The sequence below is a fragment of the Pseudactinotalea suaedae genome (genome assembly GCF_009733815.1).
In the GTDB taxonomy this organism is placed as follows: domain Bacteria; phylum Actinomycetota; class Actinomycetes; order Actinomycetales; family Beutenbergiaceae; genus Pseudactinotalea; species Pseudactinotalea suaedae.
On sequence record NZ_WNXY01000002.1, the window covers coordinates 323,721 to 348,023 of the forward strand.

23 protein-coding genes and 1 pseudogene are annotated in these 24,303 nt (G+C 71.4%); 9 read left to right on the forward strand and 15 right to left on the reverse strand.

Annotated elements, in window-relative coordinates; translation table 11 throughout:
• Nucleotides 1-257 precede the first annotated feature (257 nt).
• On the reverse strand, nucleotides 258-1,157 hold the full coding sequence (gene ku / locus GPA04_RS04880) for a non-homologous end joining protein Ku (protein WP_156222938.1): 900 nt from the start codon (nucleotides 1,155-1,157) through the stop codon (nucleotides 258-260).
• A gap of 106 nt (nucleotides 1,158-1,263) precedes the next feature.
• Here ku and GPA04_RS04885 point away from each other — a divergent pair, with 106 nt between their 5' ends.
• The gene (locus GPA04_RS04885) at nucleotides 1,264-3,648 is read left to right on the forward strand and encodes an ATP-dependent DNA ligase (protein ID WP_241680612.1); all 2,385 of its coding nucleotides are present in this window, start codon (nucleotides 1,264-1,266) and stop codon (nucleotides 3,646-3,648) included.
• 67 nt (nucleotides 3,649-3,715) lie between these two features.
• On the opposite strand, the gene GPA04_RS04890 is transcribed toward GPA04_RS04885, so the two are convergent.
• Nucleotides 3,716-4,249 (reverse strand): DUF4282 domain-containing protein, encoded by a 534-nt coding sequence (locus tag GPA04_RS04890; RefSeq protein ID WP_156222940.1) that lies wholly within the window; start codon nucleotides 4,247-4,249, stop codon nucleotides 3,716-3,718.
• A gap of 177 nt (nucleotides 4,250-4,426) precedes the next feature.
• Here GPA04_RS04890 and GPA04_RS04895 point away from each other — a divergent pair, with 177 nt between their 5' ends.
• On the forward strand, nucleotides 4,427-4,915 hold the full coding sequence (locus GPA04_RS04895) for an SRPBCC domain-containing protein (protein WP_156222941.1): 489 nt from the start codon (nucleotides 4,427-4,429) through the stop codon (nucleotides 4,913-4,915).
• Nucleotides 4,916-4,972: 57 nt separating this feature from the next.
• Here the strand turns inward: GPA04_RS04895 and GPA04_RS04900 are convergent, their stop codons facing one another.
• Nucleotides 4,973-5,416, reverse strand: a complete 444-nt coding sequence (locus GPA04_RS04900) for a Rieske (2Fe-2S) protein (RefSeq protein ID WP_156222942.1) — start codon at nucleotides 5,414-5,416, stop codon at nucleotides 4,973-4,975.
• A gap of 97 nt (nucleotides 5,417-5,513) precedes the next feature.
• Here GPA04_RS04900 and GPA04_RS04905 point away from each other — a divergent pair, with 97 nt between their 5' ends.
• The 3 genes from GPA04_RS04905 to GPA04_RS04915 are packed head-to-tail and all read left to right on the forward strand — an operon-like array spanning nucleotide 5,514 to nucleotide 6,647.
• Nucleotides 5,514-5,912: a hypothetical protein gene (locus GPA04_RS04905; protein ID WP_156222943.1), complete on the forward strand. Its 399-nt coding sequence runs from the start codon at nucleotides 5,514-5,516 to the stop codon at nucleotides 5,910-5,912.
• The gene (locus tag GPA04_RS04910) at nucleotides 5,909-6,157 is read left to right on the forward strand and encodes a helix-hairpin-helix domain-containing protein (RefSeq protein ID WP_156222944.1); all 249 of its coding nucleotides are present in this window, start codon (nucleotides 5,909-5,911) and stop codon (nucleotides 6,155-6,157) included. The genes GPA04_RS04905 and GPA04_RS04910 overlap by 4 nt, the downstream gene beginning before the upstream one ends.
• Before the next feature lie 31 nt (nucleotides 6,158-6,188).
• Nucleotides 6,189-6,647: a hypothetical protein gene (locus GPA04_RS04915; RefSeq protein ID WP_156222945.1), complete on the forward strand. Its 459-nt coding sequence runs from the start codon at nucleotides 6,189-6,191 to the stop codon at nucleotides 6,645-6,647.
• A gap of 12 nt (nucleotides 6,648-6,659) precedes the next feature.
• On the opposite strand, the gene GPA04_RS04920 is transcribed toward GPA04_RS04915, so the two are convergent.
• From GPA04_RS04920 to GPA04_RS04935, 4 genes are all read right to left on the reverse strand, one after another.
• Nucleotides 6,660-9,329, reverse strand: coding sequence for an FtsX-like permease family protein (locus tag GPA04_RS04920; RefSeq protein ID WP_156222946.1), 2,670 nt, complete (start codon nucleotides 9,327-9,329; stop codon nucleotides 6,660-6,662).
• Nucleotides 9,326-10,057, reverse strand: a complete 732-nt coding sequence (locus GPA04_RS04925; protein ID WP_156222947.1) for an ABC transporter ATP-binding protein — start codon at nucleotides 10,055-10,057, stop codon at nucleotides 9,326-9,328. Before GPA04_RS04925 ends, GPA04_RS04920 begins: the two co-directional genes overlap by 4 nt.
• Nucleotides 10,054-10,641 carry a PadR family transcriptional regulator gene (locus GPA04_RS04930; RefSeq protein ID WP_156222948.1) on the reverse strand — a complete coding sequence of 196 codons (588 nt, stop codon included), beginning with the start codon at nucleotides 10,639-10,641 and terminating at the stop codon, nucleotides 10,054-10,056. The genes GPA04_RS04925 and GPA04_RS04930 overlap by 4 nt, the downstream gene beginning before the upstream one ends.
• Nucleotides 10,642-10,807: 166 nt before the next feature.
• On the reverse strand, nucleotides 10,808-11,968 hold the full coding sequence (locus GPA04_RS04935; RefSeq protein WP_156222949.1) for a Gfo/Idh/MocA family protein: 1,161 nt from the start codon (nucleotides 11,966-11,968) through the stop codon (nucleotides 10,808-10,810).
• A gap of 109 nt (nucleotides 11,969-12,077) precedes the next feature.
• On the opposite strand from GPA04_RS04935, the gene GPA04_RS04940 reads away from it, so the two are divergent.
• From GPA04_RS04940 to GPA04_RS04950, 3 genes are all read left to right on the forward strand, one after another.
• Nucleotides 12,078-12,659 carry a YbjQ family protein gene (locus tag GPA04_RS04940; RefSeq protein ID WP_156222950.1) on the forward strand — a complete coding sequence of 194 codons (582 nt, stop codon included), beginning with the start codon at nucleotides 12,078-12,080 and terminating at the stop codon, nucleotides 12,657-12,659.
• Nucleotides 12,660-12,671: 12 nt separating this feature from the next.
• The gene (locus tag GPA04_RS04945; protein WP_156222951.1) at nucleotides 12,672-13,520 is read left to right on the forward strand and encodes a phosphotransferase family protein; all 849 of its coding nucleotides are present in this window, start codon (nucleotides 12,672-12,674) and stop codon (nucleotides 13,518-13,520) included.
• A 132-nt stretch (nucleotides 13,521-13,652) separates the two neighbouring features.
• Complete coding sequence (locus tag GPA04_RS04950) at nucleotides 13,653-14,561, forward strand: DUF4349 domain-containing protein (protein ID WP_156222952.1); 909 nt, start codon at nucleotides 13,653-13,655, stop codon at nucleotides 14,559-14,561.
• Here GPA04_RS04950 and GPA04_RS04955 read toward each other — a convergent pair.
• From GPA04_RS04955 to GPA04_RS04970, 4 genes are all read right to left on the reverse strand, one after another.
• Entirely contained in the window at nucleotides 14,518-15,153 is a 636-nt protein-coding gene (locus tag GPA04_RS04955; RefSeq protein WP_156222953.1) for a GNAT family N-acetyltransferase, read from the reverse strand. The genes GPA04_RS04950 and GPA04_RS04955 overlap by 44 nt on opposite strands.
• A gap of 25 nt (nucleotides 15,154-15,178) precedes the next feature.
• Nucleotides 15,179-16,282 (reverse strand): PQQ-dependent sugar dehydrogenase, encoded by a 1,104-nt coding sequence (locus GPA04_RS04960; protein WP_194238930.1) that lies wholly within the window; start codon nucleotides 16,280-16,282, stop codon nucleotides 15,179-15,181.
• Between the two features lie 61 nt (nucleotides 16,283-16,343).
• Nucleotides 16,344-16,979, reverse strand: a complete 636-nt coding sequence (locus GPA04_RS04965) for a class I SAM-dependent methyltransferase (protein ID WP_156222954.1) — start codon at nucleotides 16,977-16,979, stop codon at nucleotides 16,344-16,346.
• Complete coding sequence (locus tag GPA04_RS04970; protein WP_156222955.1) at nucleotides 16,976-17,569, reverse strand: TetR/AcrR family transcriptional regulator; 594 nt, start codon at nucleotides 17,567-17,569, stop codon at nucleotides 16,976-16,978. The genes GPA04_RS04965 and GPA04_RS04970 overlap by 4 nt, the downstream gene beginning before the upstream one ends.
• A 161-nt stretch (nucleotides 17,570-17,730) precedes the next feature.
• On the opposite strand from GPA04_RS04970, the gene GPA04_RS04980 reads away from it, so the two are divergent.
• The gene (locus GPA04_RS04980; protein WP_241680613.1) at nucleotides 17,731-18,045 is read left to right on the forward strand and encodes an ArsR/SmtB family transcription factor; all 315 of its coding nucleotides are present in this window, start codon (nucleotides 17,731-17,733) and stop codon (nucleotides 18,043-18,045) included.
• A gap of 113 nt (nucleotides 18,046-18,158) precedes the next feature.
• On the opposite strand, the pseudogene GPA04_RS04985 reads toward GPA04_RS04980, so the two are convergent.
• From GPA04_RS04985 to GPA04_RS05000, 4 genes and pseudogenes are all read right to left on the reverse strand, one after another.
• Nucleotides 18,159-19,280: pseudogene (locus GPA04_RS04985) on the reverse strand (Cmx/CmrA family chloramphenicol efflux MFS transporter); the annotation flags it as partial.
• 260 nt (nucleotides 19,281-19,540) lie between these two features.
• Nucleotides 19,541-22,285, reverse strand: coding sequence for an ATP-binding protein (locus GPA04_RS04990; RefSeq protein ID WP_241680614.1), 2,745 nt, complete (start codon nucleotides 22,283-22,285; stop codon nucleotides 19,541-19,543).
• A 189-nt stretch (nucleotides 22,286-22,474) separates the two neighbouring features.
• Complete coding sequence (locus GPA04_RS04995; RefSeq protein ID WP_156222959.1) at nucleotides 22,475-23,050, reverse strand: hypothetical protein; 576 nt, start codon at nucleotides 23,048-23,050, stop codon at nucleotides 22,475-22,477.
• Between the two features lie 63 nt (nucleotides 23,051-23,113).
• Complete coding sequence (locus tag GPA04_RS05000) at nucleotides 23,114-23,887, reverse strand: SDR family NAD(P)-dependent oxidoreductase (RefSeq protein ID WP_156222960.1); 774 nt, start codon at nucleotides 23,885-23,887, stop codon at nucleotides 23,114-23,116.
• Between the last annotated feature and the right edge of the window lie 416 nt (nucleotides 23,888-24,303).

Below are 24,303 nucleotides of genomic sequence, written 5' to 3' on the forward strand. Positions count from 1 at the left end.
CACTTCGCCAACGTGGGCGCTATCTCACCGCCACTCCACCAACGTGGGCGCTATCCCACCCCCGCAACCTGGGGCGCCACCTCACCGCCACTTCGCCGACGTGGGCGCCACCTCACCGCCACCCCCGGGTTGTGGGCGCTATCCCACCCCGCTCGCCAGACCGGTGGGGTTGCCGCGGCGGCCTCCCGGGACCGGGCGTCACGTCACGGGTCGACAACTCCAGGCGAGCCGAGCTGAGGGCGAGCGGTGGCCCGGCGTCAGGCCGACTTCTTGGTCGTCTTCTTGGCCGTCGACTTCTTGGTTGTGGACTTCTTGGAGGACGACGACGAGGACCCGGAGGACTTGCTGTCCGCGGTCTTTCCCGAGCCGGTGCGCTTGGCACGGGTCTCCTCGACCGAACGGCGAAGCGCCTCCATGAGGTCGAGAACCTCGCCGGGCTCCTCGTCGCTGGCGCCGAAGGTGGCCTCGGTGTCGATCGCGTCGCCCTGCTCGATCTTGGCCTCGATCAGCGTGCGGAGCTGCTCCTGGTAATCGTCGTGGTGGGCATCGGGGTCGAAGTCCGCCTCGAAGCTGGAGACCAGCGAGGCGCTCATCTCGAGCTCCTTGGCGCTGATGCGGACCTTCTCGTCGAGTGCGGGGAACTCCGCCGCCCGCACCTCGTCCGGCCAGAGCATCGTCTGCAGCACCAGCACGTCGTCCTTGACACGCAGCGCTCCGAGCCGGGTCTTCTGCCGCAGCGCGAACGAGACGATCGCCGTGCGATCGGTGTCCTCCAGGGTGCGCCGCAGCAGCACGTAGGACTTGGTGGACGCCGAGTTCGGTGAGAGGTAGTAGGCGCCCTCGAACATCAACGGGTCGATCTGGTCGCTGGGCACGAACTCCAGCACGTCGATCTCACGGCTGCGCTCCGCAGGCAACGAGTCCAGGTCCTCCTCGGTGAGGACCACGGTGCTCTCGCCCTCGGTGTAGGCCTTGTCGATGTGCTCGTAGGGCACCACCTCGCCGCAGACCTCGCACTTGCGCTGGTACCGGATCCTGCCGCCATCGGCGTCATGCACCTGGTGCAGCTTCACGTCGTGGCTCTCGGTGGCGCTGTACAGCGACACGGGCACGTTGACCAGACCGAAGGTGATGGCACCTTTCCAGATCGCGCGCATCTGCTCCTCATCTCTGCGTCGGTCGCCTCCCCGACATGGCCATAGTCAAACACCCTCCCCCGACGTGCGACAGGCAGACACCGCGCCGACAGGTGAGAATGTGGGCGTGCGCGAGGCGAGCAGCGAGGCGACCGTCGGGGTCGACGGCGTCCAGCTACGGGTGACGAACCTCGACAAGGTGCTCTACCCCGAGACCGGCACCACCAAGGCGGACGTGCTCCGCTACTACGCCCAGATCGCCGACGTGATGGTGCCACACTGCGCCGACCGGGCGGTCACGCGCAAGCGCTGGCCGAACGGCGTCGAGGGCGAGGTGTTCTTCCAGAAGAACCTCGGCGGCGGCACGCCGCACTGGGTGCACCGGGCGACGATGCAGCACTCCGACGGCGAGGTCGTCTACCCGATCGCGAACGACCGCCCCACGCTGGCATGGCTCGCGCAGGTGGCCGCGCTGGAGCTGCACGTGCCGCAGTGGCGCTTCGATGCCGACCTGCGTCCCATGAACCCCGATCGGATCGTCTTCGACCTGGACCCCGGCCCCGGCGTCGTGCTCACCCAGGTCGCCCACGTCGCACGCCTGGTCAAGGAGATCCTCGACCAGATGGGGCTGCCCACCTATCCGGTCACCAGCGGCAGCAAGGGCATCCACCTGTACGCGCCGCTCGACGGCAGCTACACCTCTGCCCAGACGTCCGCGCTCGCCAAGGAGCTCGCGCGCAGCCTCGAGGCCGACCACCGCGAGCTCGTGGTCTCGGAGATGACCAAGTCGGCCCGGACAGGGCGGGTGTTCCTCGACTGGTCGCAGAACAACGGCAACAAGACGACGATCTGCCCCTACTCGCTGCGTGGCACGACCCGCCCGCAGGTCGCCACGCCTCGCACCTGGGCCGAGCTCGAGGACCCGGACCTCCGCCATCTCGAGCTCGACGAGGTGCTCGCGCTCGTGGCCGATCGTGGCGACCCGATGGGCCCGATCGGGCGCCCGCCCGGCGTGGGCGCCGGTTCCGACCGGCTGTCCACCTACCGCGCCAAGCGCGACGCCGCACGCACGCCCGAGCCCGTCCCCGAGGCGCACGGCAGCGACGACCTCGACGCCACCGTTGCACGGGAGTTCGTGATCCAGGAGCACCACGCGTCCCGCCTGCACTGGGACCTGCGGCTGGCGCGCCACGGCGTGCTGGTGAGCTGGGCGCTGCCCAAGGGCGTCCCCGACGACCCGGACAGCAACCACCTCGCGGTCCAGACCGAGGACCACCCCATGGAGTACGCGACCTTCTCGGGCACGATCCCTGCCGGCGAGTACGGCGCCGGCGAGATGACCATCTGGGACTCGGGCACCTACACGACCAGCAAGTGGCGCGACGGCAAGGAGGTCATCGTCACCCTCACCGGGCGCCAGGACGGCGGCCTCGCCCAGGGCCCGGGTCGCACCAGCACGCTCGCCCTGATCCGCACGGGCGAGAACTGGCTGATCCATCTCATGGACCCGACCCGCCAGAAGAAGCGAGCCACGCCGTCGGGCGTGCCGCGCACACGCCGCGAGGTGCTCCCCAAACCCATGATGGCGACGCTCGCCGACGCCCTCCCCGACGAGCCCGGCTGGTCGTACGAGATGAAGTGGGACGGGGTCCGCGCGATCGTGGAGGTCGAGGGCGACCGGGTGCGACTGATGTCTCGCAGCGGCCGCGACCAGACCGCGCAGTACCCCGAGCTGAGCGTCCTGCCGGACCTGGTGGCGGCGCACCGCGCCGTGCTCGACGGCGAGATCGTCGCGCTGGACGACGAGGGGCGCCCCAGCTTCTCGCTGCTGCAGCCGCGGATGCAGGCGACCAAGGAACCCGAGATCGCGCGTGCCGCCCAACGGCGGCCGGTGCACCTGATGCTGTTCGACGTGCTCGAGGTCGAGGAGACCTCGCTGACCGCCGAGCCGTACGTCGACCGCCGCGACGCGCTCGAGGCCCTCGTCACCGAGCAGGGCATCGTCCACGTCCCACCGACCAGCGACCACGGCTCCGACGCCCTGTCCGCCAGTGCCGACCTGGGCCTGGAAGGCGTGGTGGCGAAGCGTCGCGACTCGCGCTACTCCCCCGGTCGTCGATCACCCGCCTGGCTCAAGCTCAAGCACACGCTGGCGCAGGAGGTGGTGGTGATCGGGTGGCGCGAGGGCGGCGGGAACCGTGCCGGGAAGGTGGGCTCGCTGCTGCTCGGGGTCCCCGGCGAGGACGGGGCGTTGCGCTACGTAGGACGTGTCGGGTCGGGATTCACCGAGCGGGAGACGAGCGCCTGGCTGGGCAGGTTCGAGCCGCTGCAGCGGGCCGACTCGCCCGCCGCGGACGTCCCGGCGCTCGACGCCAAAGGCGCGCACTGGCTCGACCCGGTGCAGGTCGCCGAGGTCGAGTTCGGCGAGTGGTCACCGGCGGGGCGGCTGCGCCATCCGCGCTGGCGGGGGTGGCGGCCCGACAAGTCCGTGGCCGACATCTCCAGCCACTGACAGGCCTCCGGAGCGAACCCGGCCGACGGCGATGGTCGCGTCGACCTGGGTTCGTCCCTCGAGCGGATCAGGCCTTCTCGGAGGACCCTGCGGTCGCCGCTGCCTCGCGCGCCTTGTGGGTCTGGACGAAGTACTCGATCGCCAGCCGGCCCAGCGTCAGGATGGCGAAGCCGAGGGCGGGCAGGAGCAGCAGCTGCCCGATGCCGGCCAGCACGAAGCTGGCGCCGCCGCCGCCCGGGTAGTCGGACATGCTGGCTGCGGTCGAGAACGAGGAGATCGCCGAGAACAGCCCGTACAGCACCAGGGTGCCGGCCAGGACGATCACCGAGATGTAGGCGGTCTTGGCCACCTTGGGCGTGGTCGGCCTGGCGAAGCTGGTGTCGAACAGACCCGGCTCGGCCGGGGGCTGCTGGAAGCCCTGCTGCGGAAAACCAGGCTGTCCGAACTGCGCCTGCGACTGCTGGCCGAACTGCGGCTGCGACTGCTGGCCGAAGCCCTGCGGCGCCTGGGACCCCTGCCCGAAGCCCTGCGGAGCCTGCTGCTGCGGGAACGGGCTGGGCTGAGGGGTGGGTCCGCCCTGGGGCGGCTGGTACTGGCTCATTCGTGCTCCTCGCATGAAGGCCGGACTCGTCGTCCGGCGTGGCGGGCCGCGAGCAGCCTAGAGGCAGCCGCTGAGCGCGCCGGGCACCGCCGTCGGGGAGAACTTCCCGCCGCGCGTTGTCGCACGGGCTCGCGCTGGGTAGCGTCAGGTCGACGCACCGACGGACGAGGAGGGCCGATGGCCGAGGGCACAGGGTTTCTGCGCACCACCGGGGACGGGCTGGAGCTGGTGGTACGGCGCACCCTCCTGGCCGACCCGAAGGACGTCTGGGCGTGGGTCACCGAGTCGGACAAGCTCGAGCAGTGGATCGGCCGGTGGCAGGGTGAGGGCGGGGTCGGCAACGTCGTCGAGCTCACGATGACGGCCGAGGCGAGCGCCCAGCCCGAGCGCGTGACCATCATCGACTGCGACCCGCCGAAGCGTCTGCAGGTCGAGCTCCTGAGCGAGGCCGGGACGTGGCAGCTGCAGGTCGACGTGCGCCCGCACGGCGAGGAGACCGTGGTGGAGCTGAACCAGCTGATCGAGCAGGGCGACGACATCAGCAGCGTCGGTCCCGGGTGGGAGTACTACATGGACCGCCTCGTCGCGATCAGGTCCGGCCTGGCCCCGGCACCGTTCGACGACTACTACCCGGCGCTGGTGGGGTACTACAACGAGCTCGAGTAGCCAGGCCCCGGCCGACGGTCGGCCAGCCCGTGCCTGGGTCCTGAGGTCGCCGTCGTCTCAGCCGAGGATGCTGTCGTCCTCGCCGACCTCGACCGCGACCTCGGGCAGCGGGTCGGTCGCCGGCCCCCGGACCGGCTCTCCCGTGGCGAGATCGAACACCGAGCCGTGACAGGGACAGCTGAGCTCTCCGTCACCGGGCTCGACGGCGCAGCCTGCGTGTGTGCACACGGCCGAGAACGCGTGCACCTCACCCTCGGCGGGTCGGGTCAGCAGCAGATCGCCCGCGACCTCGCTCGAGGCCGCGATGGCGCCGCCGACCGGGATGTCGTCGATCGTGCCGAGCGTGACCGGCGCGGCACCCGGGTCACCCGTGCTGGGCGGCGGTGTGCCACCGCTGCACGCGGCGAGCACCGCCGTCGCGGCCGCGCCGCCGGCCGCCAGCGCGGCGCGGCGGCTCAGGCAGTGGTGGGGTGCCGCAGCGGTGCAAGTGCTCGAGGTCATGGAGCTAGCCAAGCACGACCGACCGACGCCCCGGGAGTCGAAGGCGCCGCATCGTCCGTGGCGGCCAGCACAATGGGTGCGTGAGGACGTTGACCCGATGACTACCACCGCCGTCAGAACGCCCGGTGACGCCACCGGGCTGCGCAGGATCGCCGCGATCGCCACGGCCGTCTCCGCCGTCGTGCACGGCTACCTGTTCCTCGACGGGTGGTCGATCGTGCCGGTGGTCGGCCCGATGTTCGCCGTCAACGCGGTGGCCGGCGCGGTGATCGCTGTGGCCCTGATCGCGAGCGCGCACTGGGTGTGGCGCGTCCTGGCGGTCGGGTTCCACGGCGCCTCGCTGCTGGCACTGCTGATCTCGCACACGCCGAGGGGCTTCTTCGGGCTCCGGGAGGCGTTCTGGGACAGCTGGCAGGTCATGGCGGCGGTCTCGGAGTCCGTGGGGCTCGTGACGGCGGCGCTGGCGCTGCTGGTGTGGTGGCGGGCGCGGCGATGACCGACGACCGGCAGCTGCGGAAGGCAGCGTCCTCGACCGAGAACGGTGCGCGCGGCCAGCGCGCAGACGTCGCTGGTGACCTGCCCCGCTCCATCGGGCGACCGGCCACCCGGGCGCTCGCAGAGGCGGGCATCACCTCGCTCGACGAGCTCGCTCGCCTCTCGGAGGCCGAGCTCGCCTCGTTGCACGGGATCGGGCCGAAGGCCGTCGCCATCCTGCGCGACGCACTCGCCGCACACCGCTGACGGCGCGCTCGCACGCTGGCAGAGTGGGCACATGGACGATTCCGCGGAGCTGCCTGCGCCCGACCACACCGCCCCGTCGGGGGTCTCCGACGCGGTGGTCGACGCCGTCGGGAAGATCACCGAGGCGCTCGAGACGTGCGAGCGTGCGCGTGGGCACCTGTACTCCTTCCACCAGCTGACCGGGAGCGCCGACATCGAGCTCGGCGAAGCGGTCCAGGCGTTGCGCGACGCCGGGGAGGGCGAGGTGGTCGAGCGCATCGAGCGCGAGCTCCTCGGCCGCAACGTGATCGCGGGCCGCTGGACCTTCCAGATCGTCGAGGACTACGACGACAACTACTGGTCGCTGTTCCGCGAGCTCGAGCGCGACGTGCGCGAGCGGCTGGTCGGCGGTCGCCGTCACATCTACGAGGCGCGCATGAAGCAGCGCGAACGGACCGAGGGCGAGGCCGGCCACGAGGCGACACCCGACGATGTGCCGAACGGGGGCTAGCTCGACGAGCCGTCAATCCGCGAGACGCCGGACCAACGGCAGCCTGGACCGTACGAAGAGGTAGCCACTGGCTCCGGCCACGGCCGGAATCGCGACGACGAGGGCAAGGAGTTGCCACGGTACGACGAACGGGAAGTCGGGCCACGCTCCTTGCGCGCGCTCCCACAGCACCACCACCCCACCGAGCGCCAGGCCGGCGATCGTCCCCAGAGCGGCACCGACGCCAGCGATCACGACCGATTGGGCCGCGACGATGCGACGGCGAGTGCGTGGTGCCGCCCCGACGGCCAGCAACGTAGCCAGGTCAGGCGCGATGTGCGACCCTGCCAGTCCGGTGGCCAGGCCGGTGGCGACGAGCGCCACGATCGTCGCGATCGCGAGCGCGATCATCAGTGGCGTCCCCGTGCTCGACATCGGCGGGTCGTCGCGCCAGACCTGCACGCCATCGTCCATCTCGTAGAACGCCCCGGTCAGCCGAGCGACGTCGACATCGTCCAGTGGTTCTGCGCTGACCACCAGCGCTCCAGCCGCGACGGACTCCAGACCTGCGGCCTCGGCCACCTGCGGGGAGATGACGAGGGAACCCAACCGATCAGCCCAGTCCACGACCGCGGCGTCGGACGTCACCGTACGAAACCCGGGTTCGTCCGCCGACGACGGATCGAACGTGTCGATGCGGAGGTGCGCCCGACCATCGGACCAGACGAAGATGTCGCTCGGAACGAGTGCACCTCCAGAGGCCAACAACTCGCTCGCACGGTCGTCGGCGATCTTCAGCTCCGCCATGAGCGTGCCGTCGTCGACCATCGCGCCGAACGGGCCCGAGTGGAAGACATTCTGACAGCGCGGGTCGGTCCGTCGTTCGGCGTCCGTGAGCTGGTCCTCGGGGCATCCCTTCTCCGGTGCCACCTCCGCATGGATGTCGGCGAGCCTCACAGAATCGGCGCCCTCGGTCGCGATCGCGACTACCGGATGGATCGCATCGAACGGGACCTCCGAGCCCGTCTCGTCGGCCACCGACGCCACCAGCTCCGCACCCTCGTCCGGATCGAGGCCAGGCGAGAACCGGACGACGACGCTCGGGTCGGGAAGCAGGGGTTCCCAGTCGTCCTGCTGCGCTCGCTCCGTTCCTGCGACGTACATCATCAAGGTGCTCGCCACAGCGACGGCGGCGATCACCGCTGCGACGGCCGGCCCGGTCCTTGTACGGTGCCTGGCTGCCTCGCGGAGGGCGAACCGCCCGGCGACGCCCACCCGCGGCGCGAACCGGGCGACGAGCGCGACGGCGCCGCCCGCCGAGAGGATGATCCCGATCTCGAGCAGCACCACACCGCTCAGAAGCACGACGGGCTCGACGATCAGCGCCCCGAGGGCAGCGGTCAGCGTCCCCAGCACGGCGACTGCTAGCCCCAGCCGAGGCACACCGCGCGGCGTGGTCGCCTCGACGCGACGACCGCCGAGTGTGGCGACGACATCCGCGCGGGATGCCGTCCGTGCCGGGATCGATGCTGCCGCAAGTCCGACTGCGAGCGCGACCAGCAGCAGAAGCGGGGCCTCCCACGTAGGCAGCACCAGGTTCGGGAGCGCCGAATCGGTACGGCCGAGCACCACGTAGATCACCAGGCCCGCGAGAAGCCCGAGGACAATCCCGGCTCCGCCACCGGCAAGCGCGGTGACGAGGCCGCTCGCGAGCACGATCCGGCGCAGGTCTCGCGGCGAGCCACCGTGGGCTGCTACCTGGGCCAGCTGGCGAGCCTGCTGCCGCGCACCCACCGCGAAGGCCGGCCCGATCAAGAGCACGAGCTCGATGAGCAGCAGTGCCCCGACACCCGCGACATAGGCGGTCATGCGTAGGTCGGGTCCGTTGACGTCGTTGAACGGGACGGCGCCGGCGGAGGGTGGGTCGAGCAGCACGGCGCGGCTCTGGACCAGCAGGCCGGCAGCATTGAGCTCCAGAACCTGTTCCCAGCTCACTGGGTCGTCGCCTATGACGAACCAGAGCCTCGACCCGACGCCGTCTGTCGGCAGGGTCCCCGGCGCCACGTAGAGGTAGTGAGCATCGGCTTCTGTGACCGTGAACGAGAACGTCTGGATGTCCGCCGTCGTGCCGACGATCTCGATGACAGTGGTCTGCCCGTCGAGGGTGACCTCGACCGGATCGCCGACCGACACGCCGAGCTGCTGTGCCAGTGGCTCCCCGATGACACCCTCCCCCGCTTCCCGAGGCAACCGGCCGTCGGTCGGTGCGACGATGCCGGGTAGTGCTGCGAGGTCGACCTCGCGAACGTTCCAGGTCCGTGCCGCGGCGCCGCTGCTGATTGTGCCGGTGGCGTCCAGCGCCACGACAAGATCCGACCCGAAGGTCTCCGCGAGCAGAACCCCTTGGTCGGGAGTCTCGACGATGTCGCCCATGCACGACGACAGGTAGCCGTCGATGCTCTGCACGAGCCCATCGCCGCAACCGGTCGCCTGGACCCGCGCTTGCGCAGCGTCGCCGAGCTCAACCTGAGCCGTCGTCGCCAGAGTCGGGGTGGCGGAACGCAGCACCGTGATCAGAGTCGTCCCCGCGAGCAGCGGCAGGGCGATCATCGCGACGACCAGTACCGTTCGGCCCTTGTTGCGCCGCGCGTCCCGCCAGGCGATCCGCAGCGCGACCCGCCAGCGGGCCGCCCAGGTGCTCACGTTCCCGTGGACGAGTCGGCGAGCAGCGCCTCCGGCTCGTCGGTGCCTGTGGAGTCGACGACCGTGCCGTCGCGCAGGAACACCGTGCGGTCCGCCCAGGCCGCGAACCGCGGCTCATGGGTGACCAGCAGTCCCGCGGCGCCGGCATCCACGCGGGCGCGCAGCACCCGCATCACGGCTTCCCCGGTCACCGAGTCCAGCGCCCCGGTCGGCTCGTCGGCGAGCACCAACCGGCGCGGGCCCACGAGCGCCCGGGCGATCGCGACTCGCTGCTGCTGACCGCCGGAGAGCTCGTCCGGGAACCTGCGCGCCTGCTTCTCCAGGCCCACCTCGGCGAGCGCCGCCTTGGCCTCGGTGCGCGCCCGGCGGGCCGGGACGCCGTCGAGCTCCCGCGGGAGCGACACGTTCTCGGCCGCCGTGAGCGCCGGGATGAGGTTGAAGTCCTGGAACACGTACCCGATCCGCTTGCGACGCAGCGCCGCCCGGCCCTTGGCGTCCATCTCGGAGAGCACGTCGCCGGCGATCGTGACCGTTCCCGACGTCGGGGTGTCGAGCCCGCCCGCCACGTTCAGCAGCGTGGACTTGCCCGAGCCCGAGGGCCCCATCACGGCGACCAGCTCGCCCAGGCGCACGGTGAGGTCGACGCCGTCGAGGGCGACGACCTCCCGTGCCCCTGAGCCGTGAACCCTGCGCACGCCCTCCAACGTGAGCAGGACCGGATCGCTCACCGGGGCACCTCGGCCTCGTCGCGATCCGTGGTCTCCGTGCGCGACTGCGTGAGCACCGCCCGCGCGACGCTCGCCTCGATGTGGTCGAGCCACCGCACCTCGGCCTCGGCGGTGAAGGTGTGGTGGTCGAGCACCAGCGACCAGGCGAGCTCAGGGCTGGAGATCGGCTCACCGGGAGCGGGCACCTGGCTCTTCAGCCTGGTGAAGTCCCGCATCGCCCGCATCGTCTCGGAGCGCTGTGCCTGCACGATGTCGCGCACGTCGACACCCACCGCGCTGACGGCGAGCGCGAGCTTGATGACGAGCTCGTCACGCCCGACCTCGCCGCGCGCGACCGGGGTACGCCACCAGGCGGCCGCCTCCGCTCGCCCGCTCTCGGTCGGCTCGTACAGCTCGACGTCCTCGTCCTGCTGCGACGCCTTGGCCACGAGCCCGTCCCGCTCGAGCCGCTGCATCGTCGAGTAGACCTGACCGATGTTCACCGGCCACGACCCGCCCGTGCGTGCCTCGAACTCCTTGCGCAGGCGGTACACGCCCATCGGCTCCTCTGCCAGCAGCGCCAGCAGTCCGTGCTTGACCGACATCCTCGTCCCCCTTAGTTACGCGGTAACCATAGGGGTTACCGAGTAACCACGCAAGCCACAGCGCGTCGAGTGCCAAGGGTGAAGTCCGGCCGGTCCGCCGTCGGGGCACGAGCGTCGCGGCGCGGGCGCGGCGCCGTCGGGCACGCCGTGCCCGATCAGCGACGACTCAGGAGCGCTCGGGGAACATGCCCTCGGCGCGGATGCGTGCGTTCAGCTCGGCCAGGTACGCCTCGTCCTCGCCGTCGACGGCGACCTCGCGGCCCAGCCACGCGGACAGGTGCGCGGCGTTGGCGAGCCTGACGCCGTTGATGCCGTCCGATCCCGGCGCGATCAGCGGCTCGCCGCTGAGGATGTTCGCGGCGAAGTTGCGCAGCACCTCCTGGTGCTGGCCACCCCACCGGGAGTCGAACTCGATCGTCTCGGTCGCGCTGTCGTACAGCTGGCTGCCGCCGCTGACCACGCGGAAGACGTCCTCGAGCGGGACGGCGGCAGAGATCTCCTGCTCGTCCTTGTCGAGCCGGGTGACCGTGGCGCGCGCTGAGCCGTCGACGACGATCTTGCCCCGGTCGCCGAGGATCTCGAAGCGGTCGGTACCGATGAGGTCGTGGGTCGCGGTGATGAAGGTGCCGGTGACGCCGTCGCCGTAGTCGGCCAGGATCGTCGCCTCGTCCTCGACGGCGATGTCGCGGCGGAAGCCGAAGCCGAGCTTGGCCGTCACCCGCTCCGGCATGCCGCAGATCCACTGCCACAGGTCGAGCTGGTGCGGCGACTGGTTGACGAGCACGCCGCCGCCCTCGCCGCCCCAGGTCGCGCGCCAGGCGCTCTGCTCGTAGTACACCTGCGGCCGGTACCAGGTGGTGATGATCCAGCTGGAGCGTCGGATCGCACCGATCTCGCCGGCGTCGACGATCTCCTTGATCCGGCGGTACAGCGGGTTGGTGCGCTGGTTGAACATGATGGCGAAGGTGAGATCCGGGTGCGCGGCCGCCACCTCGTTCATCTCGCGCACCTGCGCGGCGTACACGCCCGCGGGCTTCTCCGCGAGCGCGTGCAGTCCGCCCTCCAGCGCCGCGATGACCACCTCCGGGTGCAGGTAGTGGGGCAGCGTCGCGACGACCGCGTCCACGTCGCCGCTGGCGATCAGCGCCCGGTAGTCCTCGTGGAACGGAACTCCGTAACCCTCGGCGTCCGCACGCTTGCGGGCGTCGACGTCGCAGACGGCGCCCAGCACCATCCCCTCGACCTCACCTGAGCTGATGGCTCGCGCGTAGCTGCTGCCCTGCACCCCGTGCCCGACGATCCCGAGCCGCACTGGTCCTTGTGTCATCTCGACCTCCCTGCGTCAGGCTAGGTGTCGGGGACCGTGCGGCCGACACGTTGCCAGACCTTGCAGCAAGGTCCCGCCCGTCCGGCGCACCGAGGTGCAAGATGTGGCCATGATCGTGGTGACCACCAACTCCGTGCCCGGCTATCGCATCGACGCCGTCCTGGGCGAGGTGATGGGGATGACCGTGCGCAGCGCCAACATCGGCCAGAACCTCATCGCGAGCTTCCGTTCGATCGGTGGCGGCGAGGTGAACGAGTACACCAGCCTGGTCTACGCCTCCCGCGAGGAGGTGATGGCACGGATGGTGCAGCAGGCCCAGCAGCGCGGCGCCAACGCGGTCATCGCGATGCGCTTCGACACCGGGGACATCGCGCAGGCCTTCTCCGAGGTCTGCGCGTACGGGACAGCCGTCGTCGTGAGCCCGATCGCCGAGGGCGAGGACGGCGCCACCAAGCAGTCGGCCGAGCAGGCGAAGAACCCGCAGCCCACGCCGACTCCGACCGATGCGCCCTCGCAGCCGCCTTTCGGCGGCCAGGCCCCCTTCCCGCAGGGCCAGCAGCCGCCCGCCGCCGGGTACGGCGCGCAGCCGTTCCCGCCCCAGCAGCAGCCGGGCTACGGCCAGCAGCCGCAGCAGCCCGGGTACGGCCAGCCCCCGGGCTACGGCCAGCAGCCGGGGTTCCCGCAGGGCTGAGCACGCCGAACCGTGTCGACGCCGGCCCTGCCGGGTGAGGTCGAGGACCTCGTCACGCGCCTCGTCGGCACGACCCATGAGTGCGAGCCGTTGGGCGGGCTCTCGGGGCGCACGGTGCTCGCGGTGCACGGGCGGCGGCTGAGCGTCGTCGTCAAGGGAGCTGTCGACGCCGTCGAGGCGGCGGTCGCAGGCCCGGTCGGCGCCGAGCTGCGCCGCCACGGCGTGCCGGTGCCGGAACCGCTCGCGATCGCCCGCACCGCCACGCACGGCACGTGGCTGGTGCTGGAGCACCTCCCGGAGCCGCTGCCTCGTGACAGATGGGGCGCCGACGCCGCCACCGTGACGGTGCTGCGACGCCTCCATGAGGCTCCGCCCGAGCTTCTCGACACCCTGCCGGACCGGTATCGGCCGCGATGGAGCGACGAGGTCACCGAGACCGCGGCTGCTGTGCTCGGTCTGGAAGCTGCCGACGTGACGCTGATGCGTGAGCTGCAAGAACGATGGAGCGCGACGAGCGGGCTGGACCGTGTGGTCTCGGGTGACCCCAACCCGCTGAACTGGCGCCTCGGTGGCGACGGCGCGCCGGTCCTCCTGGACTGGGAGCGGCTCACGCTGGGCGCACCCGCCCTCGACCTGGCCGTCCTGCTGCCCGGACTACCGGAGCGCGCCCGGGCGGACGAAGTGGTCGGGGCCTACGAGCGGGCCGGCGGCGATCGGGTCGCCGCGGGCGAGGTGCTGCTGTGGAAGGCGTTCACGGTGGTCGAGCTCGCGGCCGGTGCCGCACCCGGATCCGCAGCCGCCGACGTGGTGCGCGGCGTCGCCCCGGACCTCACCGCGTGGCTCCGGCGAACGTTCCACTGACAGTGTCGCGGCCCGCCGATTCGTTGCAAAGGAGCCGATATCCGGCCGTCGAGGTCACGGGAACGCATCGATCTGATGTCGACTCGGTGACGGTCCTTCCGCCCCTGTGAACCACCACCTAGCGTCCCCAGCATGGACGCCACCCGCACCAGAGCCGTTCTCGCTGCCGCCTCGCTGACGCTGCTGGCGCTGGCGGGCTGCTCCTCCGGTGGCGGCGCCGACGGCGGCGGGTCCGACCAGGGCGACAGCGGCCAGGTCGGTGGCGATGACGGCGGGGTGGAAGAGGCCGCCGGCGACGTCGACACCCCGATGAGCCCGATCGACGGCGAGCGGCGCGAGGTGATCATCACCGCCGACGCCTCGGTGCTCGTCGACGACCCACGCGAGGCCGCCGTCGAGCTCGCCGCGCTGGCCGCCGCGAGCGGCGGCCACGTGGAGTCCCGGCAGGAGCACGCCGGTACCGGCGAGCACGATCCCGGCTGGGCGTCGCTGGTGCTGCGGATCCCGTCCGAGGAGCTGACCGGCATGATCGACGACCTCGCCGACGTGGGCGAGGTCCAGTCCGTCTCCCAGTCCGAGGAGGACGTGACGTCGATCGCCGTCGACCTCGACGCCCGGATCGCGGCGCTCGAGACCTCGACGGACCGCCTGCTGGAAATCATGGCCGGTGCCGAGACCACCGAGGACCTGCTCGCCACCGAGAAGACACTGAGCGAGCGTCAGGCGGACCTGGAGTCGCTGCAGTCCCAGCGCGCGGCACTCAGCGACCGCGTCGCCATGTCCACGCTGACCGTCTCCCTCGACAGCGTGCCGCCCTCACCCGCGGCAGCCCGCGGCGGGTTTCTCGGCGGCCTGGAGAGCGGGTGGAACGCGCTGGTCTCCTTCGTCGGCAGCGCGCTCGTGGTGCTCGGTGCGCTGCTGCCGTGGCTGGTCGCGATCGGGGTGCCCGCGCTCCTCACCGTGGTGTTCCTGCGGCGGCGACAGCGCACCCCAGCGGCTACGACCGGGCCGAGCGCCGCCGCACCACCTGACGGAGCGTGACACCCAGGCCGATGGCGGCCTCCGGCGCCAGCCGCATCAGCACACGAGGGAACCCGTTCAGCACGGAGGTGGTGTCGGCGGCCTTGACGAAGCCGGCGCGCTCGAACAGGGCCCGGGTCCCCACATAGGCCATCGTCAGGTCGACCTTCTCACCCTTGTTGTCGACCGGGTAGGCCTCGACGGCGGGAGCGCCGTTCTCGGCCGCGAACGCCGCGGCGCCGCGGACCAGCTCGTGCGAGATCCCCCGCTTGCGGTAGCCCGGGCGCACCCGCACGCACCAGATGCTCCACACGTCGAGGTCGTCGACGTGCGGGATCCGACGGTTCGTCGCGAAGCTCGTGTCGGCCCGCGGGTGGACGGCGGCCCATCCCACCGGTTCGCCGTCGAGGTAGGCCAGCACCCCCGGTGCCGGGTCCTGGGCACAGAGCTCGCGCACCCGCTCGCCACGCTGGGGCCCGCGCAGCGCGTTGTTCTCCTTCGAGGACCTGAGCCGGTAGCTGAGGCAGAAGCACACGTTCGCCGTGGGCGACCGGGGCCCGAGGACCGCAGCGACGTCGTCGAACTCGGTCGCCGGGCGGATCGTGATCGTCATGCCGGGTGTCCTCTCGATCTACAGCTCACCCGACGGTCAGTCGGATGATCCGGTCGTCGCCGGGCTGCGCGTCACCCCTGCCGGCGGTGTTGTTGGTCACCAGCCACAGGGCGCCGTCGGGGGCGACCACCACGTCGCGCAACCGCCCGTACTCCCCGACGAAGCGCTCGCTGGAGGCCGTCAGGTCGTCCAGCGGGACCACGCGCAGGCGCTCACCGCGCAGGTTCGCGATGAAGATCGCTCCGCCCGTGACGGCGATGCCGCTGGGGCTGGCCTCGGCGGGGTCCCACTGCTGCACCGGGTCGATGAACCCCTCCCGCCCGGCGGCGCCCTCCACGTCGGGCCAGCCGTAGTTGCCGCCGGCCTCGATCACGTTCAGCTCGTCCCAGGTGCTCTGGCCGAACTCGCTCGCGTACAGGACGCCGTCCTCGTCCCAGGCGATGCCTTGCGGGTTGCGGTGCCCGTAGCTGTAGACCGGTGACCCACCGAACGGGTTGTCGGCGGGGACGTCGCCGTCGGGCATCACCCTGAGGATCTTGCCGGCGAGCGTGCCCAGATCCTGGGCACCGGCCGGGTTGCCGGCATCGCCGGCGGTGACGTAGAGCATGCCGTCGGGGCCGAACGCGATCCGGCCGCCGTTGTGGTTCTGGGCCACCGGCAGGCCGCCGAGGATGGTCTCGGAGGCGCCGAGACCGAGCGATCCGCTCTCACCGGTGAGGTCGTACCGGTCGATCCGGTTCTCGTCCGACGCGCTGAGGTAGACGAACAGGTCGCCGTCATGGATGGCGATGCCGAGCAGACCACCCTCACCCCGCGGCGCGACGTCGCGGACCTGACCCACCTCGCGCGCGCTCCCGTCGGGGTTGATCTCGAGGATCATGGCCGTCTCGCGTTCGCTGACGAGCGCCGTGCCGTCGTGGAAGGTCACCGACCAGGGAACGTCGAGATCCTCGGCCACCACCGAGACCTCGGGCTGCGAGGGCACCGAGGGGTCGCTCGGCGACGCTGGGGGCGAGGAGGACTGGTCGGCCGCTGGGGGTTCGCCGGTGCACGCGACCACGCCCATCAGGGCGGCCAGGGCGGCGGCAAGGCCGACGACCCTGAGCACCGATCGCCGCTCGATCGCCATGGTGGACAGTGTGTCAGGCCTGATCCCGGCGAGGACCGGCATCACCCCATCGGGTCCCTGCTCATGCCTCCTGCGCCGATGCCGATGTGCCACCGCCGGCCTGCTTCGTCGCCTCGATGACGACGAACGGCACCTGCACCCGCCCGAGCACCGGGATCAGGAACCGCCTGCTCGCGTCCATACGCAGCGCGCTGTCACGCACAGCGCTCTCGGTGTCACGCACCGGGTCGCAGCCGTGGTCGAGCAGCCGCGTCCAGGGTCGTGCGAGGCGCTGCAGCGTCCTGATCGCGGTACCCGGTGCGGCGGCGACGTGCTCGGCGAGCACCAGGCGGCCGCCGGGGACGAGCACGCGCGCCACCTCGGCGAGGACCTGCGCCTGGTCGTCCACGCTGCACATCACCGTGGTCGCCAGCACGCTGTCCATGCTGGCGTCGGGCAGCGGGATCGATTCGGCGGGCGCTGCGATCGGCGCCGCCTCGTGGCCGTGGCGGCGAGCGTTCTCGCCGAGCGCTGTGCGTCGCTGTAGCGAGGGCTCCAGCCCGACCCACGCGACGCCGGCCGACAGCTGGCCGAAGTTCGCGCCGTCACCAGCCCCGATCTCCAGCACCCGACCGCGCAGACCACGGATGGCGCGGTCCCGCGCAACGGCGAAGGCGCGCCATCCGACGACAGCGGTTGCCTGCGTCGCCGCGCTCATGACACCACCAGGCCTCGTCCGAACAGCTCGACGAGGGTCTCCGCGAACGTCTGCGGATCCAGCTCGGGATCCTCGTGCAGCGCCTGCGGGAAGCTCTCGACCGCACACAGCACGGTCTGCGCCACCCAGCCCGGGTGCAAGGACCGCAGCACCCCGGACGCCTGACCCGCGTGCAGCACTCCGAGCAACGGCTGCATGAGCGGCCGCTCGTCGAAGGCGGCGGCCGCCCCGGGGCGCCTCCAGTCCACGGCCAGCCGCCGCAGCGCCGCCACCTCGTCGCGGTGCGTGTCCTGCCAGGACACGAACGCCGTCAGGTAGGCCGTGAGGCCCTCGACCGGATCGGTCGCCGCCTCGACGGCCTCCTCGAGCGTGCGGACGCAGTCGCTGAGAACCGTGTCGCAGAGCACGGCCAGCAGCTCGTCCTTGTCGGCGAAGTGGTAGCTGATCATGCCGGGGCTCGACAGGCCACCCTCGGCAGCGATGCGGCCGAAGGAGGCCCTGGTCAGTCCCTCGCGAGCGATCACACGCACGGTCGCCTCGACGATCTGCGTACGACGGCCTTCCGCGGTGAAGGAGCGCTTTGTCTGCATGAACAAACTTTAGGATGAATGACCAAGTCCGTCAAGGCTCCAGCTTTCGGGGGCCGCATCCACCCCGGACGCAGCACCCCTAGCTCATTCCGGGGCCTCCTGGAGGGCACGCACCTCGATCCGCGAGCCCAGCGCGGCGGAGACCTGCTCAGCCCAGGCCAGTGCGCGCTCCTGGTCGGGAGCATCGACGATCCAAAACCCCGCCCACGTACTCCGTCGCCCGGCACCGTGACGGCACCGACGCCCTCGAGGCGCTCACCGCGCTGCTGGGGCAGGCCCGTGCTCGGCTGGTGCTGGAGCTTCAGCAGCCGCTGTCCACGTCCGAGTGCGCCGAGCTGACGGACCTGGCGGTGTCCACGGCCTCGCACCACCTCGCGGTGCTGCGTGAGGCCGGCCTGGTGGACAGCCGGCGCAGCGGAGTCCGGGTCCTTCACGCGCGGACGCCTCTGGGTGAGGCGCTGGCGGGAGCCCGCTAGCTCCTCGCACCGCGAGGCCAGCGCCTGGAGCGCTCTGCTCCGACGACCGACGTACGGCTCTCGTCCTGGTCGCGCCGCACTGCTGCGCCGTGCCGGACCGACGCCAGGCTCCACACGGCGACGGCGAGCAGCACCAGCACAGCACTCACGATGACGGGGCCGCGCACTCCGATCAGCTCGATCGCCGCACCGCCGCCGACCGGGCCGACGGCGGCACCGATGTTCAGCGCGACGGTCGCGAACGACCCGCCCATCGTCGGGGCATCGCGTGCGGTGGCCAGGACCCGGGCGATCAGCGTGCTGCCCAGCGCGAAGGACAACGCCCCCTGGGTCAGAGCGAGAAGCCACAGGGCGGCGGGGATGGTGATGCTGAGCGCGAGCAGGACCCATCCGGCCATCAGCAGCGGCGCGCTCACCGGGATCAGCCGTTGCCAGTGCCGGTCTCCGAACCGCCCGGCTGCGCTGACACCGAGGAACGCGCCCAGCCCGAAGACGGCCAGCAGCACCGGGACCGCTCGCTCGGGCAGCGCGGCCGGCCCGGTGGCGATCACCGCAAGGTAGGTGAACGTGCAGAACGTCGCGGCGTTGACCAGCACCGCCAGCACGAGAGTGAGCTGCACCGGACGCGAGCGCAGGCTCGCCAGCTCCCCTCCGATGGAGGCGGTCACCTCGGCCCCGTCGGCACCGGTGGCGCGGGTCGGCATGGCGGCCAGGACCGCCGCCAGTGCAGGCAGGCACAGCAGCGCGATCGCCCACAAGGTGGCGCGCCACCCGAGGAGATCACCGATGAAGGCCCCGGCGGGCACGCCCGCGACCAGCGCCAGCGTCGTCCCACCGAGGATCACCGCCAGCGCGCGGGTCCGGCGCTCCGGCGGCACGATCCGTGTCACGGTCGCGAGCGCGACGGCCAGAAACCCGGCATTCGCCAACGCGGCCGCGATGCGCGTGGCCAGCAGCACGACGAAGCTGTCGGTGACGGCGCCGACGACGTGCGCGGCGACGAACAGAGCGAGGAATCCGGTCAGCGTCCACCGCGGCGAGAGGCGGCGGGCAGCGGCGGCCATGGCAGGAGCGCCGATCACCATTCCCACGGCGAACGCGGAGGTCAGAAGTCCGGCGCGGCCGAGTGAGACGTCGAGATCGGTCGCGATGCCAGGCAGGATGCCGGCCAGGACGAACTCCGACGTGCCTTGGGCGAAGACCGCGACGGCGAGCAGATACAGCAGAACGGGCATGGGTGTGCCTTCCGAAGCAAGAACGTGAGGACATTGGTAGGCGCGGGGCACTACCGGTGCTTCGGACGCACGTGAGCTCACGCGACGCGACCGTGGCCGGCCGGAGCGGCGCGGCACTGTCCGTCAGAGCGGAAGAGCTGGGGCATCTGGGCTACCGGTAGACCGGCAGCCCTCGCCTGTCTGCTTCGGGGGAGCTCACCGAACCAGCGTAGCCGTCGCTCGCCCGGCGCTCCTCCTGGAAATCACGGTCGTCTCCACGCTCAGGAAGGCAGAACGTCCTTGAGCTGCCGGCGGGAGGTGATGCCGAGCTTGCGGAAGATGTTGCGAAGGTGAGCTTCGATCGTGCGGTGGCTGAGGAACAGCTGGGCACCGACCTCGCGGGAGGTTGCGCCGGTGGCCACCAGCCGCGCGATGTGGAGCTCTTGCGCGGTGAGGGCGTCGGTGGGTCGGGCGTGGCGTCGACGTGGGTGCTCGCCGGTGGCGCGCAGCTCGCGGGCCCCGCGCTCGGCGAAGGCGTCCACGCCCATGTCCGAGAGCATCTGATGGGCGGTGCGGAGCTGTTCACGGGCGTCCTGGCGGCGTCCTTCACGGCGGAGCCACTCGCCGTAGATGAGGTGGGTGCGGGCGAGGTACACGGTCATCCGGCAGCCCCGGAGGTGCTCGATCGCCTCGCGGTAGTCGTCCTCGGCGTCGGGCCCAGGGCTCGTCAGGGCTCGTGAGCGGGCCGCCAGCCCGAGCGCCCACGCGGTGCCGCTGGCGACCGCTCGCGAGGTGAGCTGCTCCAGTGCCGCGGTGGCGCGCTCGGGTTCACCCGCACGACAGGCCGCCTCGATGAGCTCGGGCAGCGCCAGGTTGCTGTGATTGAGCTCGTCGGACTCGCAGGCCCGCGCTGCGGCCTCCAGCGCCGCGGCGTAGGTGCCCAGGCCGTTGTGCAGCACCGCGAGCGCGTACTGCGCGAGAGAGATCTCGGTGCCGTGCCCACGCTCGGCAGCCATGCGGGCGACGGCCGCATGGATCGTGGTGACCTCGTCCGGACTGCCACGCCACGCGGCCAGGATGAGCTGGGCGTGGAGCAGGGGCACGGCCGTGGTCGCCGCTTCGATCCCGGCTTGTTCGACGGCGAGCTCAGCCGCGCTGTCGAGCTCACCGCTGAGCGTCAGGGCCACGGACTGGAACAGGAGCGCGGCGGGGAGCGCGACCAGCGCGCCCGCCTCACGGACGAGCCGCACGTGCCGGGCGGCCAGCGCGTGGACGGCCTCGTCGTCGAAGAGCGCCGTCGCGGTACGGCCGGCATGCCACAGCCAGCGGCGCTGTTCGCCGTCGTCCCCGCTGCCGGCGCGTGACCCTTGATCGCGGAACGCCGCCAACGCACGACGTAGTCCGGGCACGCCCGCCTCGTAGCCCTCGGTGAAGGTCGTGACGAGTCCGTCGAGCAAGATGTCCGACGGAACCGGCACCCCGGGCGGGGGTGGTGCGGCCCGGGCGGCCTCGGCGACCGTGCGCACGTCATGGCCGGAGCCCTGGCGGCCGGTGATGATCGCGGCGTCGAGGGCGTGCAGGTAGGTCTCGCGGGCGAGCGCAGCGTCGAGCGGGGCGAGCCTTCTCGCCGCATCGAGCAGCATGACCGACACCTCGTTGCCGCGCGTGAGGTGGAAGGTGATCTGGGCGCGCAGCAGCTCGGCGCGGGCACCGTGGAGGGCATCCGGCGGTCCGGACGCGGCGATCGTCAACAGCTCCAGAGCGGTGTGGGAGGCACCTGCTGCGTGCTTGGCTTGCGCGGCGATCAACGCCCGATGCGCACGCAGGGCCGGATCCGGAGTCAACGCGGCTGCCCGCTGCAGGAACGCCGCCCCTGCGGCCAGCCCGCCGCGGGCCTGCGCTCGGCCGGCCGAGCGCACGAGCGCAGCAGCGGCCTCCTCGTCGACTCCGAGCACGGCTTGCGCGCCGTGCCACGCACGGCGATCAGGGTCGAGCCGCGGGTCGGTCGCCTGGGCCAGAGCGCGGTGCGCCCGGCGACGGTCCGGTGCCGTGGCAGCTCGATAGACCGCCGAGCGCACCAACGGATGAGAGAACCGCACCCGGTTCTTGATCTCCACAAGCCCGGCCGCTTCGGCCACCGCCGCCGCCTCGTCGAGGATGTTCAGCTGCTTCGCCGCCCGCCACAGCAGTCCCGCATCACCGGTCGGGTCGGCCGCAGCCAGCACCAGCAGCAGCTGCGTCTCCGCGGGCAGACCGCTCGAGCGGCGCTGAAAGCTCGCCTCGATGCGACGCGGCAGGCTGACGGCGTCGGGCAGCTCGAAACCGCCGGCCAGCTGCGTCAGGTGAGCGCTTCGAGGCAGCTCCAGCAGCGCCAACGGGTTGCCGCGCGCCTCGGCGACGATCCGGTCCCTCACCCCGCGATCGAGCGGGATGCGGACCGCTGCTGCCAGCAGCTCCTGCGCGTCCCTGTCGTCGAGCCTGTTCAGATGGAGCTCCGGCAACCCGGTGAGCGGGTGGGTCTCGCTCTCGCTGTGGTCGCGCATCGCGAACACCAGCGCGATCCGTTCCGCGGCCAGGCGTCGTGCCACGAACGCCAGGATCTGCGCGGACGCCTGGTCCAGCCACTGCGCATCGTCGACAAGACACACCAGCGGCCCGTCCTCGGCGACCTCGGCCAGCAGGTTGAGGGTGGCCAGCCCGACCAAGAACCTGTCCGGCGTCGCACCACCGTGCAGCCCGAACGCCACGCCCAGGGCGGTCTGCTGCGGTTCGGGCAAGGACCCCGCGCGCTCGAGCAGCGGCGCGCAGAGCTGGTGCAGGCCGGCGAACGCGAAGTGCGTCTCGGACTCCGCCCCGACCAGGTGCGCGACCCGGAATCCCGCAGAGGCCGCGGACCGCTGGGCGTCCTCCAGCACCGCGGTCTTCCCGATACCCGCTTCCCCGCGCACCACCAGCGCCCCGCTGCGTCCGGCTCGTGCCGCGGCGAGCAGCTGTTCGAGCGCCTCGCTCTCTGTGCCTCGGCCCACGAGGTCCACAGGTTCGCTCCCTCCCCTGGTTACGCACCAGCGGACCAGCCGATTCTCCCCGATGCGGACTGCGCCTGCCAGACCCGCGCAGCTGGGCCGTTCACCCACAGGGCTGACACGCCTCCGTCGCGACCGGTGACGCGCCTTCGTCGCACCAGGCCATGTACCGCGATGCCGCATCCGAGCCGGTCACGACCGACGCGTCGCGGAGCGTCGCGACGACACCGCGGGATCTGGATCAGGCACCGGCGTCCGCTCGGCGTCGAAGACCGACATGATGACCGTCGCGGTGCTGGTGAAGCCGATGGCGAGGGCGAGAAGGAGAGAGGGGACGAAGTCGCTCGGCGAGGGGTTGGAACCGCCGAGCATCCACGGCAGGACGACCAGGGCCACGACCGCGAGCGAGGTGCAGACCTCGTTCGCGGCCAGCGCGGGCGACCTTCTCGTCGCCCCCTTCTTGAGGATTCGACGGGTCGTGTCGACGGTGGCGACCACGAGCGCCGCCGCGAACACCAAGAACGCGCCACGCGCCCAGACGGGCTCCGCACCGACAAGTGCGAGAGGCACGATCAAGGGCAGGCTGTAGGCGATGAGCACCCACCGGGCTCCGGCCCGCATGTACCGGTCCGACGCGCTGCCCGCGGCACCGCGGGATCGGTGCAGCACCGAGTCCAGGTAGAAGAACACCGCCACGATGAACGTGCCGACGAGGGTCGCCGCGATGCCCGCGATGCCGAGCAGAACTTCGTCGGTCACCTCACCCACGATCGTCACCTTCCTCTCGCCACCGCTCTCGGGACCGGGCGAGTCGGCGCTGCGCCGTGAGGCTCAACGCCCGCGCTCTTCGCTGATGGAGTTCGCACCGTCGACGGTGATGAGCTGACCCGTGATGTACGACGCGCCGTCATCGGCGAGGAACGCGATCGCGTGCGCCACCTCGTCCGCGGTGCCCGACCGGCCGACGGGTGTGGCTGCGCCCAGGACCCGCTCGTAGTCGGAGGCCGATGAGGTGTCGATCCACCCTGGAGCGACGGCGTTCACCGTGATGCCCGCCGCGGCCATGTCGATCGCCGTCGCGCGCGTGAGTCCGACGACGCCGGCCTTCGCCGCGTGGTAGGCGACGTCGCCGCCATAAGCGGCGACCGGCCCCGACACCGATGACACATTGACGATCCGGCCGTAGCCGGCCGCCTGCATGGGCCCCGCCACCGCACGGGTCATCAGGAACGTCGTCGTCAGGTTTCGATCGAGTGAGGCACGCCAGCCGTCAAGAGACAGCGTGTCGACCGTGCCCGAAGCGTACGAGCCGGACACGGACGTCATCCCGGCGTTGTTGACGAGGATGTCGACGCCTCCGAAGGAACCCCACGTGCGCGCGACGACGGCGGCCACGCCGGCCGGATCGGTGAGGTCGGCGACCACCCCCTCCGCTCGGACGCCGGCGGCCCGCAGCTCTGCGACCCGCTCGAAGATGCGATCCGTTGTCGATGTGATCACCACACGACATCCGCCGGCGCCGAGAAGTCGAGCTGCCGCGAACCCGATTCCGTGTGCGCTGCCCGCGCCGGTGATGATGGCGACTCGCTGTCCCCGCATGGTCATGGTGGAACCTTTCGTTCAGTGGCGTCGGGGATGCTCACGAGGCGAGCACACTGCCGATTCCTCGGCCCTCGAACGCGGGGCGACGACGTCTGTGTGGGCCAGGACGACCAGCTCGCTGGCCTCCTGGTAGCCGACGAACCGGACTCGACGACGAACGGGGAGTCCGGGTGCGCCCCGTGTTGAACGCCCTGGCCCATGACCAGCGTGCTGGAGGAGGTGAGGCCTTCGCGTCGGTGAAGGTCACTGACGACGCCCCGGCTAGGTAGCTGCTCGGACACCGTGTCCTCACTCGCCTCCGGGCGGGCCTGGTTTGATAGCCATCTCGAGCCCGTGCTCATCGGAGAAGCCGAGTCGCTTGACTGTCGCGTTCTGCACCACCTGCACCAGCGCGTCTCGCTGCTCACTCCTGCACGTGG

Coding starts and splice junctions, on each gene's coding strand:
- GPA04_RS04955 (WP_156222953.1), bottom strand. CDS start 15,153: ATGACGATCACGATCCGCCCGGCGACCGAGTTCGACGACGTCGCTGCG.
- GPA04_RS04970 (WP_156222955.1), bottom strand. CDS start 17,569: ATGCAGACAAAGCGCTCCTTCACCGCGGAAGGCCGTCGTACGCAGATC.
- GPA04_RS04965 (WP_156222954.1), bottom strand. CDS start 16,979: ATGAGCGCGGCGACGCAGGCAACCGCTGTCGTCGGATGGCGCGCCTTC.
- GPA04_RS04915 (WP_156222945.1), top strand. CDS start 6,189: ATGGACGATTCCGCGGAGCTGCCTGCGCCCGACCACACCGCCCCGTCG.
- ku (WP_156222938.1), bottom strand. CDS start 1,157: ATGCGCGCGATCTGGAAAGGTGCCATCACCTTCGGTCTGGTCAACGTG.
- GPA04_RS04960 (WP_194238930.1), bottom strand. CDS start 16,282: ATGGCGATCGAGCGGCGATCGGTGCTCAGGGTCGTCGGCCTTGCCGCC.
- GPA04_RS04910 (WP_156222944.1), top strand. CDS start 5,909: ATGACCGACGACCGGCAGCTGCGGAAGGCAGCGTCCTCGACCGAGAAC.
- GPA04_RS04935 (WP_156222949.1), bottom strand. CDS start 11,968: ATGACACAAGGACCAGTGCGGCTCGGGATCGTCGGGCACGGGGTGCAG.
- GPA04_RS04940 (WP_156222950.1), top strand. CDS start 12,078: ATGATCGTGGTGACCACCAACTCCGTGCCCGGCTATCGCATCGACGCC.
- GPA04_RS04895 (WP_156222941.1), top strand. CDS start 4,427: ATGGCCGAGGGCACAGGGTTTCTGCGCACCACCGGGGACGGGCTGGAG.
- GPA04_RS04905 (WP_156222943.1), top strand. CDS start 5,514: ATGACTACCACCGCCGTCAGAACGCCCGGTGACGCCACCGGGCTGCGC.
- GPA04_RS04890 (WP_156222940.1), bottom strand. CDS start 4,249: ATGAGCCAGTACCAGCCGCCCCAGGGCGGACCCACCCCTCAGCCCAGC.
- GPA04_RS04950 (WP_156222952.1), top strand. CDS start 13,653: ATGGACGCCACCCGCACCAGAGCCGTTCTCGCTGCCGCCTCGCTGACG.
- GPA04_RS04900 (WP_156222942.1), bottom strand. CDS start 5,416: ATGACCTCGAGCACTTGCACCGCTGCGGCACCCCACCACTGCCTGAGC.
- GPA04_RS05000 (WP_156222960.1), bottom strand. CDS start 23,887: ATGACCATGCGGGGACAGCGAGTCGCCATCATCACCGGCGCGGGCAGC.
- GPA04_RS04930 (WP_156222948.1), bottom strand. CDS start 10,641: ATGTCGGTCAAGCACGGACTGCTGGCGCTGCTGGCAGAGGAGCCGATG.